Annotated in this window: 18 protein-coding genes and 1 other RNA gene; 7 read left to right on the forward strand and 12 right to left on the reverse strand. The window is 67.1% G+C overall.

From position 1 onward, the window contains the following. Positions 1–35: 35 nt before the first annotated feature. The 5 genes from VQ065_RS29965 to VQ065_RS29985 are packed head-to-tail and all read right to left on the reverse strand — an operon-like array spanning position 36 to position 4859. Positions 36–1253: a 2-octaprenyl-3-methyl-6-methoxy-1,4-benzoquinol hydroxylase gene (locus VQ065_RS29965; RefSeq protein WP_003110667.1), complete on the reverse strand. Its 1218-nt coding sequence runs from the start codon at positions 1251–1253 to the stop codon at positions 36–38. A 28-nt stretch (positions 1254–1281) separates the two neighbouring features. Further along, positions 1282–1764, reverse strand: a complete 483-nt coding sequence (locus VQ065_RS29970) for a hotdog fold domain-containing protein (RefSeq protein WP_003096300.1) — start codon at positions 1762–1764, stop codon at positions 1282–1284. Positions 1765–1768: 4 nt separating this feature from the next. Then, complete coding sequence (gene ubiH / locus VQ065_RS29975; RefSeq protein WP_003096305.1) at positions 1769–2953, reverse strand: 2-octaprenyl-6-methoxyphenyl hydroxylase; 1185 nt, start codon at positions 2951–2953, stop codon at positions 1769–1771. A gap of 7 nt (positions 2954–2960) precedes the next feature. After that, positions 2961–4295, reverse strand: coding sequence for a Xaa-Pro aminopeptidase (gene pepP / locus VQ065_RS29980; protein ID WP_003096308.1), 1335 nt, complete (start codon positions 4293–4295; stop codon positions 2961–2963). Positions 4296–4304: 9 nt separating this feature from the next. Then, complete coding sequence (locus VQ065_RS29985) at positions 4305–4859, reverse strand: YecA/YgfB family protein (RefSeq protein ID WP_003099193.1); 555 nt, start codon at positions 4857–4859, stop codon at positions 4305–4307. A gap of 188 nt (positions 4860–5047) precedes the next feature. Between VQ065_RS29985 and VQ065_RS29990 the strand changes: the two genes are divergently transcribed. From VQ065_RS29990 to VQ065_RS30005, 4 genes are all read left to right on the forward strand, one after another. After that, on the forward strand, positions 5048–5257 hold the full coding sequence (locus VQ065_RS29990; protein WP_003096314.1) for a TIGR02449 family protein: 210 nt from the start codon (positions 5048–5050) through the stop codon (positions 5255–5257). Then, positions 5254–5568 (forward strand): cell division protein ZapA, encoded by a 315-nt coding sequence (locus tag VQ065_RS29995; protein WP_003096316.1) that lies wholly within the window; start codon positions 5254–5256, stop codon positions 5566–5568. The genes VQ065_RS29990 and VQ065_RS29995 overlap by 4 nt, the downstream gene beginning before the upstream one ends. A gap of 33 nt (positions 5569–5601) precedes the next feature. Continuing rightward, positions 5602–5780: non-coding RNA, 6S RNA (ssrS, locus tag VQ065_RS30000), on the forward strand. A 9-nt stretch (positions 5781–5789) separates the two neighbouring features. Then, positions 5790–6401, forward strand: coding sequence for a 5-formyltetrahydrofolate cyclo-ligase (locus VQ065_RS30005; protein ID WP_003096321.1), 612 nt, complete (start codon positions 5790–5792; stop codon positions 6399–6401). Positions 6402–6451: 50 nt separating this feature from the next. On the opposite strand, the gene VQ065_RS30010 is transcribed toward VQ065_RS30005, so the two are convergent. Continuing rightward, entirely contained in the window at positions 6452–6583 is a 132-nt protein-coding gene (locus VQ065_RS30010; RefSeq protein WP_003096323.1) for a hypothetical protein, read from the reverse strand. Between the two features lie 184 nt (positions 6584–6767). Here VQ065_RS30010 and VQ065_RS30015 point away from each other — a divergent pair, with 184 nt between their 5' ends. Beyond that, entirely contained in the window at positions 6768–7226 is a 459-nt protein-coding gene (locus tag VQ065_RS30015) for an EVE domain-containing protein (RefSeq protein ID WP_003096326.1), read from the forward strand. 9 nt (positions 7227–7235) lie between these two features. On the opposite strand, the gene VQ065_RS30020 is transcribed toward VQ065_RS30015, so the two are convergent. The 4 genes from VQ065_RS30020 to VQ065_RS30035 all read right to left on the reverse strand — a co-directional run bounded on the left by VQ065_RS30020 (position 7236) and on the right by VQ065_RS30035 (position 12810). Beyond that, positions 7236–8360, reverse strand: coding sequence for an ABC transporter permease (locus tag VQ065_RS30020; RefSeq protein WP_003110669.1), 1125 nt, complete (start codon positions 8358–8360; stop codon positions 7236–7238). Between the two features lie 3 nt (positions 8361–8363). Further along, positions 8364–11114, reverse strand: a complete 2751-nt coding sequence (gene rbbA / locus VQ065_RS30025) for a ribosome-associated ATPase/putative transporter RbbA (RefSeq protein ID WP_003110670.1) — start codon at positions 11112–11114, stop codon at positions 8364–8366. Then, positions 11111–12184, reverse strand: a complete 1074-nt coding sequence (locus tag VQ065_RS30030) for an HlyD family secretion protein (protein WP_003136086.1) — start codon at positions 12182–12184, stop codon at positions 11111–11113. Before VQ065_RS30030 ends, rbbA begins: the two co-directional genes overlap by 4 nt. Before the next feature lie 206 nt (positions 12185–12390). Beyond that, on the reverse strand, positions 12391–12810 hold the full coding sequence (locus tag VQ065_RS30035) for a flagellar basal body-associated protein FliL (protein ID WP_003096328.1): 420 nt from the start codon (positions 12808–12810) through the stop codon (positions 12391–12393). Positions 12811–12964: 154 nt separating this feature from the next. Here VQ065_RS30035 and VQ065_RS30040 point away from each other — a divergent pair, with 154 nt between their 5' ends. Together VQ065_RS30040 and glpT are read left to right on the forward strand one after the other, a co-directional pair. Beyond that, on the forward strand, positions 12965–13942 hold the full coding sequence (locus VQ065_RS30040) for an NADPH:quinone oxidoreductase family protein (protein ID WP_003096329.1): 978 nt from the start codon (positions 12965–12967) through the stop codon (positions 13940–13942). Between the two features lie 249 nt (positions 13943–14191). Next, a complete protein-coding gene (gene glpT / locus VQ065_RS30045) occupies positions 14192–15538 on the forward strand; it encodes a glycerol-3-phosphate transporter (RefSeq protein WP_003096330.1) in 1347 nt (448 codons plus the stop codon). A gap of 36 nt (positions 15539–15574) precedes the next feature. Here glpT and VQ065_RS30050 read toward each other — a convergent pair whose 3' ends face one another. Both VQ065_RS30050 and ubiD read right to left on the reverse strand, forming a co-directional pair. Continuing rightward, positions 15575–16543 (reverse strand): CDP-6-deoxy-delta-3,4-glucoseen reductase, encoded by a 969-nt coding sequence (locus tag VQ065_RS30050; RefSeq protein ID WP_003096331.1) that lies wholly within the window; start codon positions 16541–16543, stop codon positions 15575–15577. Continuing rightward, positions 16543–18009, reverse strand: coding sequence for a 4-hydroxy-3-polyprenylbenzoate decarboxylase (gene ubiD, locus VQ065_RS30055; RefSeq protein WP_003096332.1), 1467 nt, complete (start codon positions 18007–18009; stop codon positions 16543–16545). The genes VQ065_RS30050 and ubiD overlap by 1 nt, the downstream gene beginning before the upstream one ends. Between the last annotated feature and the right edge of the window lie 8 nt (positions 18010–18017).

Consider the following 18017-nt stretch of genomic DNA (forward strand, 5'->3'; position numbering starts at 1 on the left):
GACTGGCGGCCCTCCCGTCAGGGGAGCCGCCCCGCTCAGACTCGTGCCAGCGCCGGCAGGTCGCCGCTGAGGCCAAGCGCCTGGCGGACGAACAGCGCCTTGGCCTCGTGATGGCCGTCGACCAGGCGCAGGCCGGCGTTGCGCAGCCAGCGCAGCGGCAACCGGTCGGCCTGGAACAGGCGTTCGAAGCCTTCCATCGCCGTCATCATGCCCAGGTTGTGCGGCATCCGCCGCCGCTCGAAGCGACTCAGCACGCGTTCGTCGGCAAGCCGTTCGCCGCGCTCCAGGGCATGCAACAGGACCTCGGACAGCACCGCCGCATCGAGGAAACCCAGGTTCACGCCCTGTCCGGCCAGCGGGTGGATGGTGTGCGCAGCGTCGCCGACCAGCGCCAGGCCCGGCTCGACGTAACGCTTGGCGTGCCGCTGGCGCAGCGGGATGCACAGGCGCCGGTCGGCATGCAGGATGGCGCCCAGGCGCCGTTCGAAAGCTTCGCCGAGGGCAGCGCGGAAGCCATCCTCGTCCAGCGCCATCAGCCGTTCTGCCTGTTCCGGGGTGGTCGACCAGACGATCGAGCACCAGTGTTCGTCGCCGCGGTCCGGCAGGGGCAGGAAGGCCAGCGGGCCGTCGTCGGTGAAGCGCTGCCAGGCGGTTGCGCGGTGCGCGTTCTCGCAGCGCACGCTGGTGACGATGGCGTGGTGCAGGTAATCCCATTCGCGGGTGGCGCAGCCGGCCAGGCGGCGTACCGCCGAGTTGGCGCCGTCGGCGGCGACCACCAGCGGCGCGCGCAACTGACGGCCGTCGGCCAGGGTCAGCAGCCAGTCGTCACCGGAGTGGCGCATCTGTTCCAGGCGCGCGTTGGCCAGCAGGCCGGTGGTGGAATCGTGCAGGCGTTCCAGCAGGGCGTCCTGCACCACCCGGTTCTCGACGATATGGCCGAGCACCTCGGCGTGCACGCTGGCGGCGCTGAAGCCGATCCGCCCGGTGCCGGAGCCATCCCACACCTGCATCTCGCGATAGGGCTCGGCGCGGCGCGCGACGATGCCGTCCCAGGCGTGCAGGCGCTGGAGAATCCGCCGGCTGGCTTCGGACAGCGCGCTGACCCGCGGCTCGTAGGGCGCCTCCGGCTTGAACGGCGCCACGTCGAGCGAGCCGCCGTCCACCAGCAGCACCTCCAGGCCGCTGCCCTCCAGGGCCAGGGCCAGGGCGCTACCGACCATGCCGGCGCCGACGATGACCAGATCCGCGTGCATATCCTCGTTCTCCACTCGTGGGCCCTCTTCAGGCCGCGTTCCGCAGGCGCGGCTTGAGCCGCACGTACAGGGTTTTCTGAACCCGCGCCACCAGGGTGCCGGCGTCGTCGCGCACTTCGGCGTGCAGCCGGGGCAGGTACTTCTCGCCGCCGGCGGTCCGCTCACGGACCTCGTCGAGCAGCTTCTGGTCGATGCTGAAATGCGCATGCACCGGGCCCTTGCCCGGGCTGACGAACTCGATGTTGGCCGCCTTGTCCCAGACCACGTAGTCGCGGCCCAGGTTCTCCATCAGCATCAGCATGAAGAACGGGTCGGTCATCGCGTAGAGGCTGCCACCGAACTGGGTGCCTACATAGTTGCGATTGAGCCGGTTCAGGCCCATGTGCACCCGAACCTCGCGGAAATCGCCGGCGATGTGCCGCACACGGATGCCCGCCCCCAGGAAGGGCGGGTAGAGGTTCATGGCGAAGCGCAGCAGGCGGGCCTTGCGCGCCCTCGACCAGACCGGCATGGCGCTACAGCGGCCGCGCGCCGAGGCCCATGGCCTGGCGGGCGAACCAGCGCTTGGCCGGCGGCAGCAGGTCGAGCCCGAGCAGGCCGAGGTTGCGCCCGGCGCCGAGCAGCGCGCGGTCGTTGGAGAACAGCCGGGTCACCCGGTCGGAGAAGCCGACGGTCATCTGCTGGTCCAGGCGCTGCCCATCGAGGTAGCGCTGCAGCACGGCGAACTCGCCCAGCGGCGCGTCGTCGTGGAGCAGGGCGTCGACCAGCGCCAGGGTGTCGCGCAACGACAGGTTGAAGCCCTGGCCGGCGATGGGGTGCAGACTGTGCGCAGCGTTGCCCAGCACCACCAGGTGCGGACGCACCTGCTCGCGGGCCTCGACCAGGTGCAAGGGGTAGCAGTGCCGTGCGCCGACCTGGCGGAAGGCGCCGAGGCGGTAGCCGAAGGCAGCCTGCAGCTCGCCGAGGAAGGCCGCGTCATCGAGGCCACGCAGACGTTCGGCGTCCTTGCCTGGGCGGGTCCAGATCAGCGCGCAACGGTTCTCCGGCAACGGCAGCAGGGCCATCGGACCGCTGGGGGTGAAGCGCTCGAAGGCCTGCCCGAGGTGCGCCTCGGAGGGCGATACGTTGGCGATCAGCGCAGTCTGCCGGTACGGCGTCTGCTCCACGGCGATGCCGAGTTGTTCGCGCAGCCCGGAACGACCGCCATCGGCGAGGATCGCCAGCTCGCAATCGAGTTGCGTCTCGTCGTCGAGGGTAAGCCGGTAACCGCCCTCCCGGGCTTCCAGGGTCTTCACTTCGGCCGGGCAGTGCCAGCGCACCACCTCGGGGTCGAGCGCCTTCCACAGGCACTGGCCGAGCCAGGCGTTCTCCACCACGTAGCCCAGCGCCGGCACGCCTTCCTCGATGGCGGTCAGGCGGGTGGCGCCGAAGCGGCCGCGGTCGGAAACATGGATATGCAGGATCGGCTCGGCGCGCTCGGCGATCGCCGGCCACAGGCCGAGTCGCTCGTAGATCTGCCGGCTGCCGTAAGACAGCGCCGAAGAGCGGGCGTCGTAGCTGGGCTGGTAGGCATTGCCGGGGGCGAAGGGTTCGATCAGCACGATCGACCAGCCGCGCTCCCGAGCGCCGGCCTGCAGGGCCAGCGCCAGCGAGGCGCCGACCAGGCCCCCGCCGATGATCGCCAGGTTGACCTTGCTCATCGTCACCTCAGGCTGCCTCGCTCTTGGCCGCGGCCATCAGCGCCTCGATCTCGGCGACGGTCTTCGGCACGCCGTTGGTCAGCACTTCGCAGCCATTGCGGGTGACCACCACGTCGTCCTCGATGCGTACGCCGATACCGCGCCACTTCTTCGCCACCGAGGTATTGTCCGGGGCGATGTAGATGCCCGGCTCGACGGTCATCGCCATGCCCGGTTCGAGCACCCGCCATTCGCCGCCGACGCGGTACTCGCCGACGTCGTGCACGTCCATCCCCAGCCAGTGGCCGGCGCGGTGCATGTAGAAAGCCTTGTAGGCCTCGTGGGCGATCAGCTCGTCGACGTCGCCCTCCAGCAGGCCCAGGCGCACCAGCCCGGCGGTGATGACCCGTACGGTGGCCTCATGGGCCTCGTTCCAGTGGCGACCGGGGGCGATGTAGTCGAACGCCGCCATGTTGGCTTCCAGCACCAGTTCGTAGATCGCCTTCTGCTCGGGGCTGAAGCGGCCATTGGCGGGGAAGGTACGGGTGATGTCGCTGGCGTAGCAGTCGATCTCGCAGCCGGCATCGATCAGGATCAGGTCGCCGTCCTTGATCGCCGCATCGTTCTCGCGGTAGTGCAGGATGCAGGCGTTGCGTCCGGCGGCGACGATCGAGCCGTAGGCCGGCATCTTCGCCCCGCCCTTGCGGAACTCGTATTCCAGCTCGGCTTCCAGGTGGTACTCGAACAGCCCCGGCCGGCACACCTCCATCGCCCGGATGTGCGCCCGGGCGGAGACCTCGGCGGCGTAGCGCATGACCTTCACTTCGTTGGCGCTCTTGTACAGCCGCTGGTCGTGCAGCAGGTGGTCGAGGGCAACGAACTCGTTCGGCGGCTGCGCGCCCTGGCGGGCCTTGGAGCGGATCACGTTGATCCAGTCCATCAGCCGGCGGTCGAAGTCGGGATTGGCGCCAAGGGCGTAGTAGACCCGGTCGCGGCCTTCGATCAGGCCGGGCAGGATGTCGTCGATATCGCCGATGGGAAAGGCGTCGTCGGCGCCGTACTGGCCGATCGCACCGTCCTGGCCGGCGCGCAGGCCGTCCCACAGTTCACGCTCCGGATCCCGCTCGCGGCAGAAAAGCACGTATTCGCCGTGGGCACGGCCGGGAATCAGCGCCATCACCGCCTCCGGCTCGGGGAAGCCGGTGAGGTACTGGAAGTCGCTGTCCTGGCGGTAGACATGCTCGACGTCGCGATTGCGGATGTACATCGGCGCCGCCGGCAGGATAGCGATGCTGTTGGGTTCCATCTGCGCCATCAGCGCCTTGCGCCGACGGGCGTACTCCGACTTGGGGATACGGATCATGCAGAAACCTCAGTGCAGTGAAGGCTTGGGAGCGGGCTCCAGCGGCTTGCCGCACTCGGCGAACAGCAGCAACGGAGCGACCCGCAGGTATTCCATGACTTCCATATAGTCCGTCTCGCCGTCCTCGCTGTCTTCCAGTTGGCCCTGGACCTGGGCGATGGCGGCCATGTCCTGCAGCACTTCCTCGGCTTCGCCGGTCAGGCTGCCTTCGCGGGCGGTGAGGCCGAAGCCGGCGAGGAAACCCTGGCACCATTGGCCGAGCGCCTCGGTGCGCTGGGCGAGCGGGGTTTCGTCGTCGGGCAGGAGCATGACGACGGCGACCTCGCCGGCGGAAAAGTCCTGCCGGACCATGCCGAGCAGGCCGGACAACGCGGCCTTGAGTCGTTCGCCCGGCGCGCCGCCGAGCAGTTCGGCGGCGGCGTGTTGCCAGGCGGCCTCGTCGAAGCCGGCGCCGGCGCAGACCCGACCCAGCAGATGGCCGTGCAGTTCGGCCGGCGAGACCGGCATGGCCGCCTCGGCGAGAAGGGAGGAAAAGGCGCTGTAGGCGGAATTCTGAGTGGACATCTCGGGACCCTGACGGCTGGGCGCCATTGGGGCGCTACACGTGAAATGAAGATGGTTATCCTAGCACCGCCCGCCCCGGCAAGACCATGCGACCGGTTGCCGGCGCGCCGGCCCGGCCGGGGCATTGGCCCCGACCGGGGACGATCCTATATAGTTGTCCAATCACCCCAATTCCCAAGCGAGAGCCCATGGAAGACGCCGATCTGCAATTGTTGACGGCCAAGTTCGACCAGCTGCTCCAGAAGCTGGAACAGCTCAAGGCGGAGAACCGGCTGCTGCGGGCGAACGAAAAGTCCTGGCGCGAAGAGCGCGCTCATCTGATCGAAAAGAACGAAATGGCGAGACACAAGGTCGAAGCGATGATTTTGCGTCTGAAAGCCTTGGAGCAGGACACATGAGCCAGTCGAATACCCTCACCGTGCAGATTCTCGACAAGGAATACTGCATCAATTGCCCGGACGACGAGCGCGCCAACCTGGAAAGCGCCGCCCGTTACCTGGACGGCAAGATGCGCGAGATCCGCTCCAGCGGCAAAGTCATCGGCGCCGACCGGGTTGCCGTGATGGCCGCCCTCAACATCACCCACGACCTGCTGCACCGCAAGGAGCGCCTGGACCAGGAAAGCAGTTCGACCCGCGAGCGCGTGCGCGAACTGCTCGATCGCGTCGACCGCGCCCTGGCGAATCCGGCCGATGCCGGCGAAGCCTGACCCGGGCACGGCCAATTCGGGTATACTGGCCTCCGCTCCCTGGTGTGTTGGCCAGTCGGTGATGTCCCTGAGCCGATAACTGCAACAACGGAGGTTGCCAGTTGGACCGGTGTGCATGTCCGCACGACGGAAAGCCTTAAGGTCTACTGCAACCGCCACCTTGAACTTTCGGGTTCAAGGGCTAACCCGACAGCGGCACGACCGGGGAGCTACCTTTCCACATGATCGAATCGCAAGACCTCAGCCGCCCGGCCCTGCGCCGCAAGCTCCGCCAGGCGCGCCGCGCGCTCTCCCCCCTGCAGCAACGCCTCGCCGCCCGCGCCCTCTATCGACAACTGGCGCAGCATCCCCTTTTTCGCCGTGCCCGCCATATCGCCCTGTACCTGCCCAACGACGGCGAGATCGACCCGCGTCCGCTGCTGCGTGCGGCGCAGAAGCGCGGCAAGGCCACCTACCTGCCGGTGCTGGCGCCCTGGCCGCGGACGCGCATGGTGTTCCAGCGGGTCGGCAGCGGCGAACGCTGGACCCGCAACCGCTTCCGCATCAGCGAACCGCTGGCCGACGCCGGCCGCCAGCGCAAGGCCTGGGCGCTGGACCTGGTACTGCTGCCGCTGGTGGGGTTCGACGAACAGGGCGGGCGCCTGGGCATGGGCGGCGGCTTCTACGACCGCAGCCTGGCCTACCTGGCGAGGCGCAAAAATGGTCACAAACCGACGCTGATCGGCCTGGCCCATGAATGTCAGAAGGTGGATCGACTGGCGCTGGCCAGCTGGGACATTCCCCTGGCGGGAACGGTGACCGATGCGGGCTGGTACGTGGCAGGGAAACGCTAGGAAGGAGGGAGAACCCTGGGTACCGCGTTCCATGCGATACCCGGCGAGTCTTACGGCTGTTGCGTCACCTGGGCGGGCGTACTGGCCTGTCGTTCCCAGAGGCTCTGGGTATAACCGGTGGTGACGACCCCAAGTCCGAAGATGATGACCAAAACCCACAGCAAGTCTGGCTTGCGCTTCATCGATTGCCTCCCCCTTCCAGGCAATTTTCGAGGCCGGTCCTTGCGATTATCTTATCGCCTGAGCACCCTGCCCCGCTGAAAAACGGCATTTTCCGATAAGCTGAAGTCATACGCAATTACACCGGCGACCGGTGGTCACGCGCAGACGTTTCCTACGTACATCTACGAAAGAGGAGCAAAGTTCATGCCTGCCTACTGGCTGATGAAATCCGAGCCGGACGAACTCTCGATCCGCGACCTGCAGCGCCTCGGAACCGCCCGCTGGGATGGCGTGCGCAACTACCAGGCACGCAACTTCATCCGCAGCATGAACCCCGGCGACCTGTTCTTCTTCTACCACTCCAGTTGCCCGCAGCCCGGCATCGCCGGTATCGCCCGCATCGAGGGCGAAGCCTATCCCGATCCCACGGCCCTGGATCCCGCCAGCCCTTACCACGACCCCAAGGCCAGCGCCGAGAAGAATCCCTGGAGCGCCCGCGACGTCAGCTTCGTCGAAGCCTTCGCCGAGGTCGTTCCACTGGCCCGGCTGAAGGCGCAGGACGCCCTGGCCAACCTCGCCCTGGTGCAGAAGGGCAGCCGTCTCTCGGTGATGCCGGTCAGCGCCGAGGAATGGCAGGCGATCCTGCCGCTGGCGAAACGCTGAAGCCATCGCTCAGGCCATCTGCGAGATGGTCCGGCGGAAACGCCAGAGCGCGCCGAAGAAGAACGCCGAACCGATCGCCACGATGCCGGCGAACTGCGGCCAGACGATGTCGAAACCGGCGCCGCGGAACAGGATCGCCTGGGCCAGGCTGACGAAATGCGTGGTCGGAGCCGCCAGCATGATGTTCTGCACCAGTTCCGGCATGCTTTCCCGTGGCGTGCTGCCGCCCGAAAGGATGTTCAGCGGCAGCAGCACGAGGATGGTCAGCAGCCCGAGCTGCGGCATCGAGCGCGCCACCGTGCCGAGGAATATGCCCATGGAGGTGGTGGCGAACAGATGCAATCCGGCGCCGAGCAGGAACAGCCCCACCGAGCCGCTGATCGGCACGTCCAGCCAGCCACGCACCACCCACTGCAACGAGAGCCCCGCCGCCACCAGCACCACCAGCCCCATCGACCAGACCTTGGCCATCATGATCTCGAAGGCCGACAGCGGCATCACCAGCAGGTGCTCGACGGTGCCGTGCTCGCGCTCGCGGATCAGCGCGGCGCCGGTGAGGATGATCGACAGCATGGTGATCTGGTTGATCACTTCCATCACCCCGCCGAACCAGGCCTGGGTCAGGTTCGGGTTGAACTCCATGCGCACCTCGATCTGCGCCGGCATGCTCGGCTCCGCGCGGTAGCGGCTGACGAACTCGCGCACCTCGGTGGCGACGATGTTCTGGATGTAGCCCGCGCCGGAGAACGCCTGCCCGGTCTGGGTCGCGTCGACGTTGACCTGGATCGAGGGCTTGCGCCCGGCCAGCACGTCGCGCTGGAAGTCCGGCGGGATATCGAGGGTGAAGGTATACAGGCCGACGTCCATGCCGCGATCCATCTCGGCATGCCCGATCATTTCCGGCGGCCGGAAGTACGGGGGCTGGAAGGCATTGACGATACGCGACGAGAGTTGCGAGCGGTCCTCGTCGACCACCGCGATCGGCGCGTGATGCAAGGTTTCCGGAATACCGGTAGCGGAACTGTAGACGCCCAGGGTGAAGGCCCAGACGATCAGTGCCAGCATCGCGTAGTCGCGGCCGAGGCTGCGGAACTCCTTGATGCCCAGGTTGAAGATGTTGGCCAGGCTGCGCATCGCTCAGTCCTCCTGCTTCTTCAGGCAGGCCACGCTGAGCAGGGTCAGCACCACGATGGAAGCGGCAAGCGGCAGGTAGTAGGCCCAGAGATCGGGCAGGCCCAGCGATTTGGAAAAGGCGCCGCGGCTGACCACCAGGAAATGCGAGGTCGGATAGAGCTTGCCGATCCAGGCCGCCGCACCTTCCAGCGAGGACACCGGGTGGATCAGCCCGGAGAACTGGATCGCCGGGATCATGGTGGCGATCGCCACGCCGAATACAGCGGCGATCTGGCTGCGCATGAACGTCGAGAGGAACAGCCCGAGGCCGGTGCTGGTGACCACATAGAGGAAAGCGCCGATGGTCAACGCCAGGAAGCTGCCCTTGAGCGGCACGCGAAATACCACGATGGCCAGGACCAGCATCAGCAGGAAGTTGATCATGCCCATGGCGACGTAAGGCAACTGCTTGCCGACCAGGAACTCCAGGCGCGTCACCGGGGTGACATAGAGGTTGGTGATCGAACCCAGTTCCTTTTCGCGCACCACGCCGAGGGCGGTGAGCATGGCCGGGATCATGATCAGCAGCAGCGGGATCACCGCCGGCACCATCGCCTTCAGGCTTTCCACGTCGGGGTTGTAGCGATAGCGCACCTCGGTGCTGGCCGCCGCGCTGGCCTCGGCCCCACCCACCTGCCGCGAGAGGTCCGCCAGGTAGCTGGTGTGCAGGCCCTGCACGTAGCCCAGCACGGTGTTGGCACGGGTCGGCATCGCTCCGTCGATCCACACGCCGATGGCCGGATCGGAGCCACGCTTGAGATCGCGCCCGAAGTTCGGCGGGATCTCCACCGCCAGGCTCAGCTCGCCGCTGCGCAGGCGCCGGTCGAGGTCGTCCGGGTCGGTGATCGGCGCATGTTCGACGAAATAGCGCGAGCCGGCGATATTCAGCGCGTAGGCCTGGCTGGTGGTGGTCTGGTCACGGTCGAGGACCGCCCAGGAGAGGTCCTCGACGTCCATGTTGATGCCGTAGCCGATGATGAACATCAGCAGCGCGGTGCCGAGCAGGGCCAGGGTCAGGCGGATCGGGTCGCGGCGCAGTTCCATGGCTTCGCGGCGCGCATAGCTGAACAGCCGCAGGGGGCTGAAGCGTTGGCGTTGCGCCTGGCGCCCCTGGCCATCGCCGGGCTGCTCCGCGACGGCCGGCGCCTCGGCTGGTTGCGCTGGCGCGGCGGCACCGGCGGCTTCTTCCAGGTACGCGATGAAGGTCGCTTCCAGGGTCGGCAGGCCACGCTGGCGCACCAGCTCATCGGGAGTATCGCTGGCCAGTACCTTGCCGGCATGCATCAGCGAGATGCGATCGCAGCGCTGGGCCTCGTTCATGAAGTGGGTGGAAATGAAGATGGTCACCCCGTCGCGGCGCGACAGCTCGACCATCAGTTCCCAGAAGCCGTCGCGAGCCACCGGGTCGACCCCCGAAGTGGGCTCGTCGAGGATCAGGATCTCCGGCTTGTGGATCACCGCCACCGCCAGCGACAGACGCTGGCGGATGCCCAGCGGCAGGTCGTCGGGCAGCTCGTCGGCCACCTTCTCCAGGTCGAAGCGCCGGAGCATTTCGCCGACCCGTGCCGGGATACCATCCGCCGGTAGGTGGAACAGCCGGGCGTGCAGCACCAGGTTCTGCCGCACGCTCAGCTCGGCATACAGGGAAAAGGCCTGGGACATGTAGCCGACCCGGCGACGGGTCGCCATGTCGCTGGCGTCCACCGCCTGGCCGAACAGCGCGCACGTGCCTTCGCTGGCCGGCAGCAGGCCGGTGAGCATCTTCATGGTGGTGGACTTGCCGCAGCCGTTGGAGCCGAGGAAGCCGAAGATTTCCCCACGCTCGATACGGAAGCTGACGTGATCGACCGCGACGAAGTCGCCGAAACGACAGGTCAGGCCCTCGGCCTCGATGGCGATCCGCGGCGCGCCTTCGCTCTGCGGTCGCGGCGGGATCACCAATCGATGGTGGCCGGCGCGCTTGCTTTCCGGCAGCAGGGCGATGAACGCCGACTCGAGGCTCTGCGTCCCGGTACGCTCGCGCAGCTCCTGCGGCGTACCGGTGGCCAGGACCTTTCCGTCATCCATCGCCACCAGCCAGTCGAAGCGCTCGGCTTCCTCCATGTAGGCGGTGGCGACCAGCACGCTCATGCCTTCGCGGCCCGCGCGGATACGGCCGATCAGCTCCCAGAACTGGTTGCGCGACAGCGGGTCGACGCCGGTGGTCGGCTCGTCGAGGATCAGCAGGTCGGGATCGTGGATCAGCGCGCAGCACAGCCCGAGCTTCTGCTTCATGCCGCCGGACAGCTTGCCCGCAGGACGCTCGGCGAACGGCGCCAATCCGGTGCTTTGCAGCAGATCGGCGATGCGCCGCTCGCGCTCGGCCTTGTCGTGGCCGAACAGCCGACCGAAGAAGTCGACGTTCTCGAACACCGAGAGCGTCGGGTAGAGGTTCTTGCCCAGCCCCTGGGGCATGTAGGCGATGCGCGGGCAGACCGCCCGGCGGTGGCGGCGGTCGCGCATGTCGCCATCGAGCACGCGGATCTCGCCATCCTGCATCTTCCGTGCGCCGGCCAACAGCGCCAGCAGGCTGGACTTGCCGACCCCGTCCGGACCGATCAGGCCGACCATGCGGTTGGCCGGGATCTCCAGGCTGACGTCGTCCACCGCGCGCGTCTCGCCGTAGCGCAGCGAAACGCCCCGGAGGCTCGCCACGCCGCTCCCGCCAGCGGTCATTGCGGAACCTTGATCTGCAGGTTGGCCGGCCACTCGACCTCAGGGTCCAGTCGCAGGTAGGCCATTCCGGGCACGCCGGTCTTGACGTAGGTGATGTATTTTTCCAGCAGCGCCGGATCGAGCCGCGCCTTGACCCGGAACATCAGCTTCTCCCGCTCGTTGGCGGTTTCCACCGTTTTCGGGGTGAACTGGGCGACGCTGGCGACATAGGAAACCTTGGCCGGGATCACGTAGTCCGGCACCGCGTCGATCACCAAGCGCACTTCCTGGCCCAGTCCGACCCTGCCGGCCTGCATGGATGGCAGGAAGAAAGTCATGTAGACGTCGGCCAGGTCGACCATGTTGAGCAGCTTGCCACCGGCCGGCAGTACTTCCCCCGGCTGTGCCACGCGGTACTGCACGCGGCCGTTGCGCGGCGCCTTGAGAAGGCTATCGTCGATATCCGCCTGGAGCCGGGCGACGCTGGCCTTGGCCGCCTCGATGGCCGACTGCGCCTCGATTACCTGGGAACGCCCGGCCTCGATCGCCGCCTGCGCCGAAATCACTTGCGAGCGTGCCGCGGACAACGCCGCCTGGGCGCTCTGCAGGGTCGCCCGATCGTCATCGAGTTGCTGTTGCGGCAGGGCATTGCGCTTGACCAGCGCCTCGGTACGGGTGAAGCGCTTCTGCGCCGCTGTCAGCTCGGCCTGGCGCTGCGCCACCACGGCCTGGGCGGTGCTCTTCTCGCTCTCGCGCTGGGCCACCAGCGAGGTCGCGGTGAGCTTGGCGTTCTCCGCCTGGCGCACCTGGGCCTGGGCCTGGGCCAACTGCGCCTCGAGCACCTGGGTATCCATCCGCGCGACGATTTCGCCGGCCTTGACGAAGTCGCCCTCGTCGACCTTGATCTCGGCGACCCGCCCGGGAAGCTTGGCCGCCACGTCCACCTCGGTGGCCTCGATGCGTCCGTTGCCGCTGGCGAATCCCTCGCCCAGGCCGGTCGGTCGCGATACCTGCCAGACCAGCACGCCTACGCCGAGCAGCGCCGCCACGACCAGGGCACGGCTCAGCCACCGTTTGCTTTCCTGTTTCATCCCTTCTCCTCGCACGTTCGGCCAGGCCGCGGCGATGACGCTCACGCTGGAAAGCGCGGCCGCCGCGGACTTCACTGGCTCGATTGTCCCTCCAGGGCGGCGCGCAGGTGTTGATGCACGTCAGACGCGCCCGACCGAACCTCACAGGAAAGCAGAATCCCCGGTGCCTCGCATCCGGGAGCGCGGGACAGAACGGATAGTTGACCTCAGGGCTGGACGATGAGGTTGTTGAACAGCAGGTCGGTCACCAGCGGCTTGCCCTCTTCCTGCTCGAGGGTCTGCTGGACCTGCTTCAGCGCCTCCTGGCGCAGGCTTTCCTTGGCCTCGACCGTACCCAGGCTCTGGTCGGTCTGCTGGGCGAACAGCATGATCAACTGGTTGCGGATCAAGGGCTCGTGATGCTCGACCTTGGTCGCCGCGTCCTTGTCGGCCACCTGCAGGGCGATGTCGGCCTTGTAGTACTGCAGGCGCGGCCCGCTGCCGTAGTTGCCGACCAGCGCCGGGGTCAGGTCGACGTAGACCGGCTTGTTCGCGCCCTCGCCTTCCGGCGCGGCCTCCTCGGCCGAGGCGAACGACGGGAACAGACTCAGGCACAGGGCCAGCGACAGGGCAATGGGGGTTCTCACGGGCGCATCTCCTCGACGAATGCCGGCAAGCATAGCCAGACTCTCGGCCGGGCCCAAGCCCGGGGTTTATGGACAACCATCAGTTGCGGCGATGCTGATTGACCCCCGGCGTCTCCCTCCTACACTGGCCGGACCGCAAACTGGAGCGTCCCCGATGAAAGCCGTCCTCTGCAAAGCCTTCGGCCCGGCCAGCAGCCTGGTCCTGGAAGAAATCGCCAGCCCGAGCCCGGCGAAGAACGAAATCCTCCTCGATGTGCACGCCGCCGGGGTCAACTTCCCAGACACCCTGATCATCGAGGGCAAGTACCAGTTCAAGCCGCCCTTCCCCTTCTCCCCGGGCGGCGAGGCGGCCGGAGTGGTCGCCGCGGTCGGCGAAAAGGTCGCCCACGTCAGGCCCGGCGACCGGGTCATGGCCCTGACCGGCTGGGGCAGCTTCGCCGAGCAGGTCAAGGTGCCCGGCTATAACGTGATGCCGATACCCGAAGGCATGGACTTCGCCAGCGCCGCCGCCTTCGGCATGACCTACGGCACCTCGATGCACGCCCTGAAACAGCGCGCCAACCTGCAACCCGGCGAGACCCTGCTGGTGCTCGGCGCTTCCGGCGGGGTCGGGCTGGCTGCCGTGGAGATCGGCAAGGCCATGGGCGCCCGGGTGATCGCTGCCGCCAGTACCCCCGACAAGCTCGCCGTGGCCAAGGCCGCCGGCGCCGACGAACTGATCAACTACAGCGAAGGTAGCCTGCGCGAGCAGCTCAAGGCCTTGACCGGCGGCCAGGGCGTCGATGTGATCTACGATCCGGTGGGCGGCGAACTGTTCGAGGAGGCCTTCCGCAGCATCGCCTGGAACGGACGGATGCTGGTGGTCGGCTTCGCCAGCGGCAGCATCCCTTCGCTGCCGGCCAACCTGACCCTGCTCAAGGGCGCCTCGCTGGTCGGCGTGTTCTGGGGATCGTTCGCCCAACGCCAGCCGCAGGACAACGCTGACAACTTCCGCCAGCTGTTCGCCTGGCACGCCGAAGGCAAGCTGAAACCGCTGGTGTCGCAGCGCTTCCCGCTGGAACGGGCCGGTGACGCCATCGACGCCCTCGGCCAGCGCAAGGCGGTCGGCAAGGTGGTGGTGGAGGTTCGCTGAGCCACGAAGGCGGCGAGTATTGCCTCCCGCCCCTGCGGAGAAAGGCATGGCGGGCCGGAGCGATACACCGGCCGAGGCCCACGCTGTCAGATGTTTTTCCCCTATGAAGGCCCCGGTTTCCGACCGGGGCTTTCTTATTTCCGACCAATGCACTCAACCTGTAACATTTCCGCTATTTTTTCATTTACGAAAAATGTAGTGTTCGCAACCGCGTAAAAAGGCGCGACACAACAACAAGCGGAGCTCGCGATGTTCGGAATCTTTCGTCCCGCGCCACACCAGGCGCCACTGCCCGATGCCGAGGTGGACAGCACCTACCGGCGCCTGCGCTGGCAGATCTTCGCCGGTATCTTCATCGGCTACGCGGGTTACTACCTGCTGCGCAAGAACTTCTCCCTGGCCATGCCCTACCTCATCGAGGACGGCTACAGTCGCGGCCAGCTGGGCGTCGCGATGTCGGCCATCGCCATCGCCTACGGCCTGTCGAAATTCATCATGGGCCTGGTCTCGGACCGTTCCAACCCACGGGTCTTCCTGCCGTTCGGCCTGTTGGTGTCGGCGGCGGTGATGTTCATTTTCGGATTCGCGCACTGGGCTACCTCCAGCGTCGCCATCATGTTCGTCCTGCTCTTCATCAACGGCTGGGCCCAGGGCATGGGCTGGCCGCCGAGCGGACGGACCATGGTCCACTGGTGGTCGCAGAAGGAGCGCGGCAGCGTGGTCTCGGTGTGGAACGTCGCCCACAATGTCGGCGGCGGCCTGATCGGCCCGCTGTTCCTGCTCGGCCTGGCGCTGTTCGGCGACTGGCGCTCGGCCTTCTACGTGCCGGCCATCGTCGCCGTGGGCGTAGCCGTGTTCGCCTATTTCGCCATGCGCGACACCCCGCAATCCTGCGGCCTGCCGCCGATCGAGAAGCATAAGGACGACTACCCCGAAGGCTACGACGAACACCACGAGCGCGAGCTGTCGACCAAGGAGATCTTCGTCACCTACGTGCTGCGCAACAAGCTGCTCTGGTACATCGCCCTGGCCAACGTGTTCGTCTACCTGCTGCGCTACGGTGTGCTCGACTGGGCGCCGACCTACCTCAAGGAGGCCAAGCACTTCAACGTCGACAAGTCGTCCTGGGCGTACTTCTTCTACGAATGGGCGGGGATTCCCGGCACCCTGCTCTGCGGCTGGCTGTCGGACAAGCTGTTCAAGGGCAATCGCGGCGCCACCGGCGTGGTGTTCATGATCCTGGTGACCGTCGGCACCCTGATCTACTGGCTGAACCCGGCCGGCAACCCGGCGATCGACATGGCCGCGCTGATCATGATCGGCTTCCTGATCTACGGCCCGGTGATGCTGATCGGCTTGCAGGCCCTGGAGCTGGCGCCGAAGAAAGCGGCCGGCACCGCCGCCGGCTTCACCGGTCTGTTCGGCTACCTCGGCGGCTCGGTGGCAGCCAACGCCCTGGTCGGCTACACGGTGGACCACTTCGGCTGGGACGGTGGCTTCAAGCTGCTGATCGGCGCCTGCCTGCTGGCCATCCTGTTCCTCTGCCTGACCCTGCGCAAACCCGCGGTCCAGGCCGCGCCGCAGCAAGCCGGCTGATGACGCGGCGGCTCCGGCGCCAGGCCGGAGCCGCGTTCAGTCCCGCGGCGCGTAGGCGAACACGTCGGCGCGCATCTGGTGCGCGTCCATCCCTGCTTCGACCAGGGCATCCAGGGTCGCGTAGACCATCGCCGGCGAGCCGCTGGCATACACATGCAGGCTCGACAGGTCGGCGAAATCCTCGCGCACCGCCTCGTGCAGCAAGCCGCAACGCCCCTCCCAGCCACAGAGGTCGCTGACCACCCGGTGCAGGAACAGGTTCGGCAGGCCTTCCCACTCCGTCCAGTGCGGCAGTCGGTAGAAATCCTCCGGACGCCGAACGCCCCAGTAGAGATGTACAGGATGGGCGAAGCCGGCGGCGCGGCAGTGCTCGATCAGGCTGTGCATCTGAGACATGCCGGTTCCCGCGGCGATCAGCACCAGCGGACCGTCGGGCAGTTCCGCCAGGTGCGCGTCGCCGAACGGCAGCTGGATCCGTGCCAGGCGCTCGCGCTGCAACTGCGCGATCAGCGCGACGGCACTGTCTTCCTTGGCCAGGATGTGCAACTCAAGGTCGCGTCCCGCATGCGGCGCGGAGGCCAGGGAAAACGCCGCGCTGTCGCCGCCGTCACGCTCCAGCAACAGGTACTGCCCGGCGTGATAGCGTGGCGGCTTGCCGGCCGGCGCGCGCAGGCCGACCCGGTAGACGTCGCCGCCGACCTCTTCGCAGAAGCTCAACTGGCAGGTCAGCTTGCGCAGAGGCAGTTCACCCGGCGCCAGCACCCCGTCCCAATGCAGCACGCAGTCTTCCAGCGGCTCGGCGAGGCAGGTGAAGAGTTCGCCATGATCGCGTACCTCGCCGTTTTGGCGTACCCGCCCCTCCACCAGCAGCGCCGCGCAGATATGGCAGTTGCCGTTGCGGCAGCTCTGCGGACAGTCGTAGCCAAGCCGCCGGGCGCCATCGAGGATGCGTTCCCCCGGCAGCAGCTCGAGGCAGGCGCCGGACGGTTGCAGGACGATACGCATCAGTCGATCCCGAGGCTCGACCAGAGCGCGTCGATGCGCCGTGTCACCGCTTCGTCCTTGACGATGGCGCGCCCCCATTCGCGGCTGGTCTCGCCCGGCCACTTGTGGGTGGCATCAAGCCCCATCTTCGAGCCGAGGCCGGAGACCGGCGAGGCGAAGTCGAGGTAGTCGATGGGCGTGTTGTCGATCATCACCGTGTCGCGCTTGGGGTCCATCCGCGTGGTGATGGCCCAGATCACATCGTTCCAGTCGCGCGCATCGATGTCATCGTCGGTGACGATGACGAACTTGGTGTACATGAACTGCCGCAGGAACGACCAGACCCCGAGCATCACGCGCTTGGCGTGCCCTGGATACTGCTTCTTCATGGTCACCACCGCCATCCGGTAGGAACAACCTTCCGGCGGCAGGTAGAAATCGACGATTTCCGGGAACTGCTTCTGCAGGATCGGCACGAACACTTCGTTCAGTGCCACCCCGAGGATCGCCGGCTCGTCCGGCGGACGCCCGGTGTAGGTGCTGTGGTAGATCGGTTTCTGCCGGCGGGTGACGCGCTCGACGGTGAACACCGGGAAGCGATCGACCTCGTTGTAGTAGCCGGTGTGATCGCCATAGGGACCTTCGTCGGCCATCTCGCCGGGGTGGATCACCCCTTCGAGGACGATCTCGGCGCTGGCCGGCACCTGCAAGTCGCTACCGCGACACTTGACCAGCTCGGTACGATGCCCGCGCAACAGGCCGGCGAAAGCGTATTCGGAAAGGGTGTCCGGCACCGGCGTCACCGCACCGAGGATGGTCGCCGGATCGGCGCCCAGCGCCACGGCTACCGGATAGGGCTGGCCCGGATGCTTCTGGCACCACTCGCGGTAGTCCAGTGCGCCGCCGCGATGGCTGAGCCAGCGCATGATCACCTTGTTGCGGCCGATCACCTGCTGGCGGTAGATGCCCAGGTTCTGCCGTTCCTTGTTCGGCCCGCGGGTAACGGTCAGGCCCCAGGTGATCAGCGGCCCGACATCGCCCGGCCAGCAGGTCTGGACCGGCAGCCGGCCGAGGTCGACGTCCTCGCCCTCCTCGACCACTTCCTGGCAGGGGGCATCCTTGAGCACCTTCGGCGCCATGGACAGGACCTTCCTGTACATCGGCAGCTTGGCCCAGGCGTCCTTGAGGCCCTTCGGCGGCTCGGGCTCCTTGAGTTGCGCCAGCAGCTTGCCGATCTCGCGCAGCGCGCCGACGTCCTCGGCGCCCATGCCCAGCGCCACGCGCTCCGGCGTACCGAACAGGTTGCCGAGCACCGGCATGTCGAAGCCGGTCGGCTTTTCGAACAGCAATGCCGGGCCCTTGGCGCGCAACGTGCGGTCGCACACCTCGGTCATCTCGAGCACGGGGGAAATCGGCACCTGGATGCGCTTCAACGCACCGCGCTGCTCCAGCTGGGCGATGAAATCGCGGAGATCCTTGAACGTCATTGGCCTAA

This window comes from Pseudomonas sp. KBN10P06128 (assembly GCF_037574945.1).
GTDB classification, from domain to species: Bacteria; Pseudomonadota; Gammaproteobacteria; order Pseudomonadales; family Pseudomonadaceae; genus Pseudomonas; species Pseudomonas aeruginosa.

Coding starts and splice junctions, on each gene's coding strand:
- VQ065_RS30005 (WP_003096321.1), top strand. CDS start 5,790: ATGATCGAATCGCAAGACCTCAGCCGCCCGGCCCTGCGCCGCAAGCTC.
- VQ065_RS30015 (WP_003096326.1), top strand. CDS start 6,768: ATGCCTGCCTACTGGCTGATGAAATCCGAGCCGGACGAACTCTCGATC.
- VQ065_RS30030 (WP_003136086.1), bottom strand. CDS start 12,184: ATGAAACAGGAAAGCAAACGGTGGCTGAGCCGTGCCCTGGTCGTGGCG.
- glpT (WP_003096330.1), top strand. CDS start 14,192: ATGTTCGGAATCTTTCGTCCCGCGCCACACCAGGCGCCACTGCCCGAT.
- VQ065_RS29995 (WP_003096316.1), top strand. CDS start 5,254: ATGAGCCAGTCGAATACCCTCACCGTGCAGATTCTCGACAAGGAATAC.
- VQ065_RS30050 (WP_003096331.1), bottom strand. CDS start 16,543: ATGCGTATCGTCCTGCAACCGTCCGGCGCCTGCCTCGAGCTGCTGCCG.
- VQ065_RS30020 (WP_003110669.1), bottom strand. CDS start 8,360: ATGCGCAGCCTGGCCAACATCTTCAACCTGGGCATCAAGGAGTTCCGC.
- ubiD (WP_003096332.1), bottom strand. CDS start 18,009: ATGACGTTCAAGGATCTCCGCGATTTCATCGCCCAGCTGGAGCAGCGC.
- VQ065_RS29965 (WP_003110667.1), bottom strand. CDS start 1,253: ATGCACGCGGATCTGGTCATCGTCGGCGCCGGCATGGTCGGTAGCGCC.
- rbbA (WP_003110670.1), bottom strand. CDS start 11,114: ATGACCGCTGGCGGGAGCGGCGTGGCGAGCCTCCGGGGCGTTTCGCTG.
- ubiH (WP_003096305.1), bottom strand. CDS start 2,953: ATGAGCAAGGTCAACCTGGCGATCATCGGCGGGGGCCTGGTCGGCGCC.
- VQ065_RS29990 (WP_003096314.1), top strand. CDS start 5,048: ATGGAAGACGCCGATCTGCAATTGTTGACGGCCAAGTTCGACCAGCTG.
- VQ065_RS29985 (WP_003099193.1), bottom strand. CDS start 4,859: ATGTCCACTCAGAATTCCGCCTACAGCGCCTTTTCCTCCCTTCTCGCC.
- pepP (WP_003096308.1), bottom strand. CDS start 4,295: ATGATCCGTATCCCCAAGTCGGAGTACGCCCGTCGGCGCAAGGCGCTG.
- VQ065_RS30040 (WP_003096329.1), top strand. CDS start 12,965: ATGAAAGCCGTCCTCTGCAAAGCCTTCGGCCCGGCCAGCAGCCTGGTC.
- VQ065_RS29970 (WP_003096300.1), bottom strand. CDS start 1,764: ATGCCGGTCTGGTCGAGGGCGCGCAAGGCCCGCCTGCTGCGCTTCGCC.
- VQ065_RS30010 (WP_003096323.1), bottom strand. CDS start 6,583: ATGAAGCGCAAGCCAGACTTGCTGTGGGTTTTGGTCATCATCTTCGGA.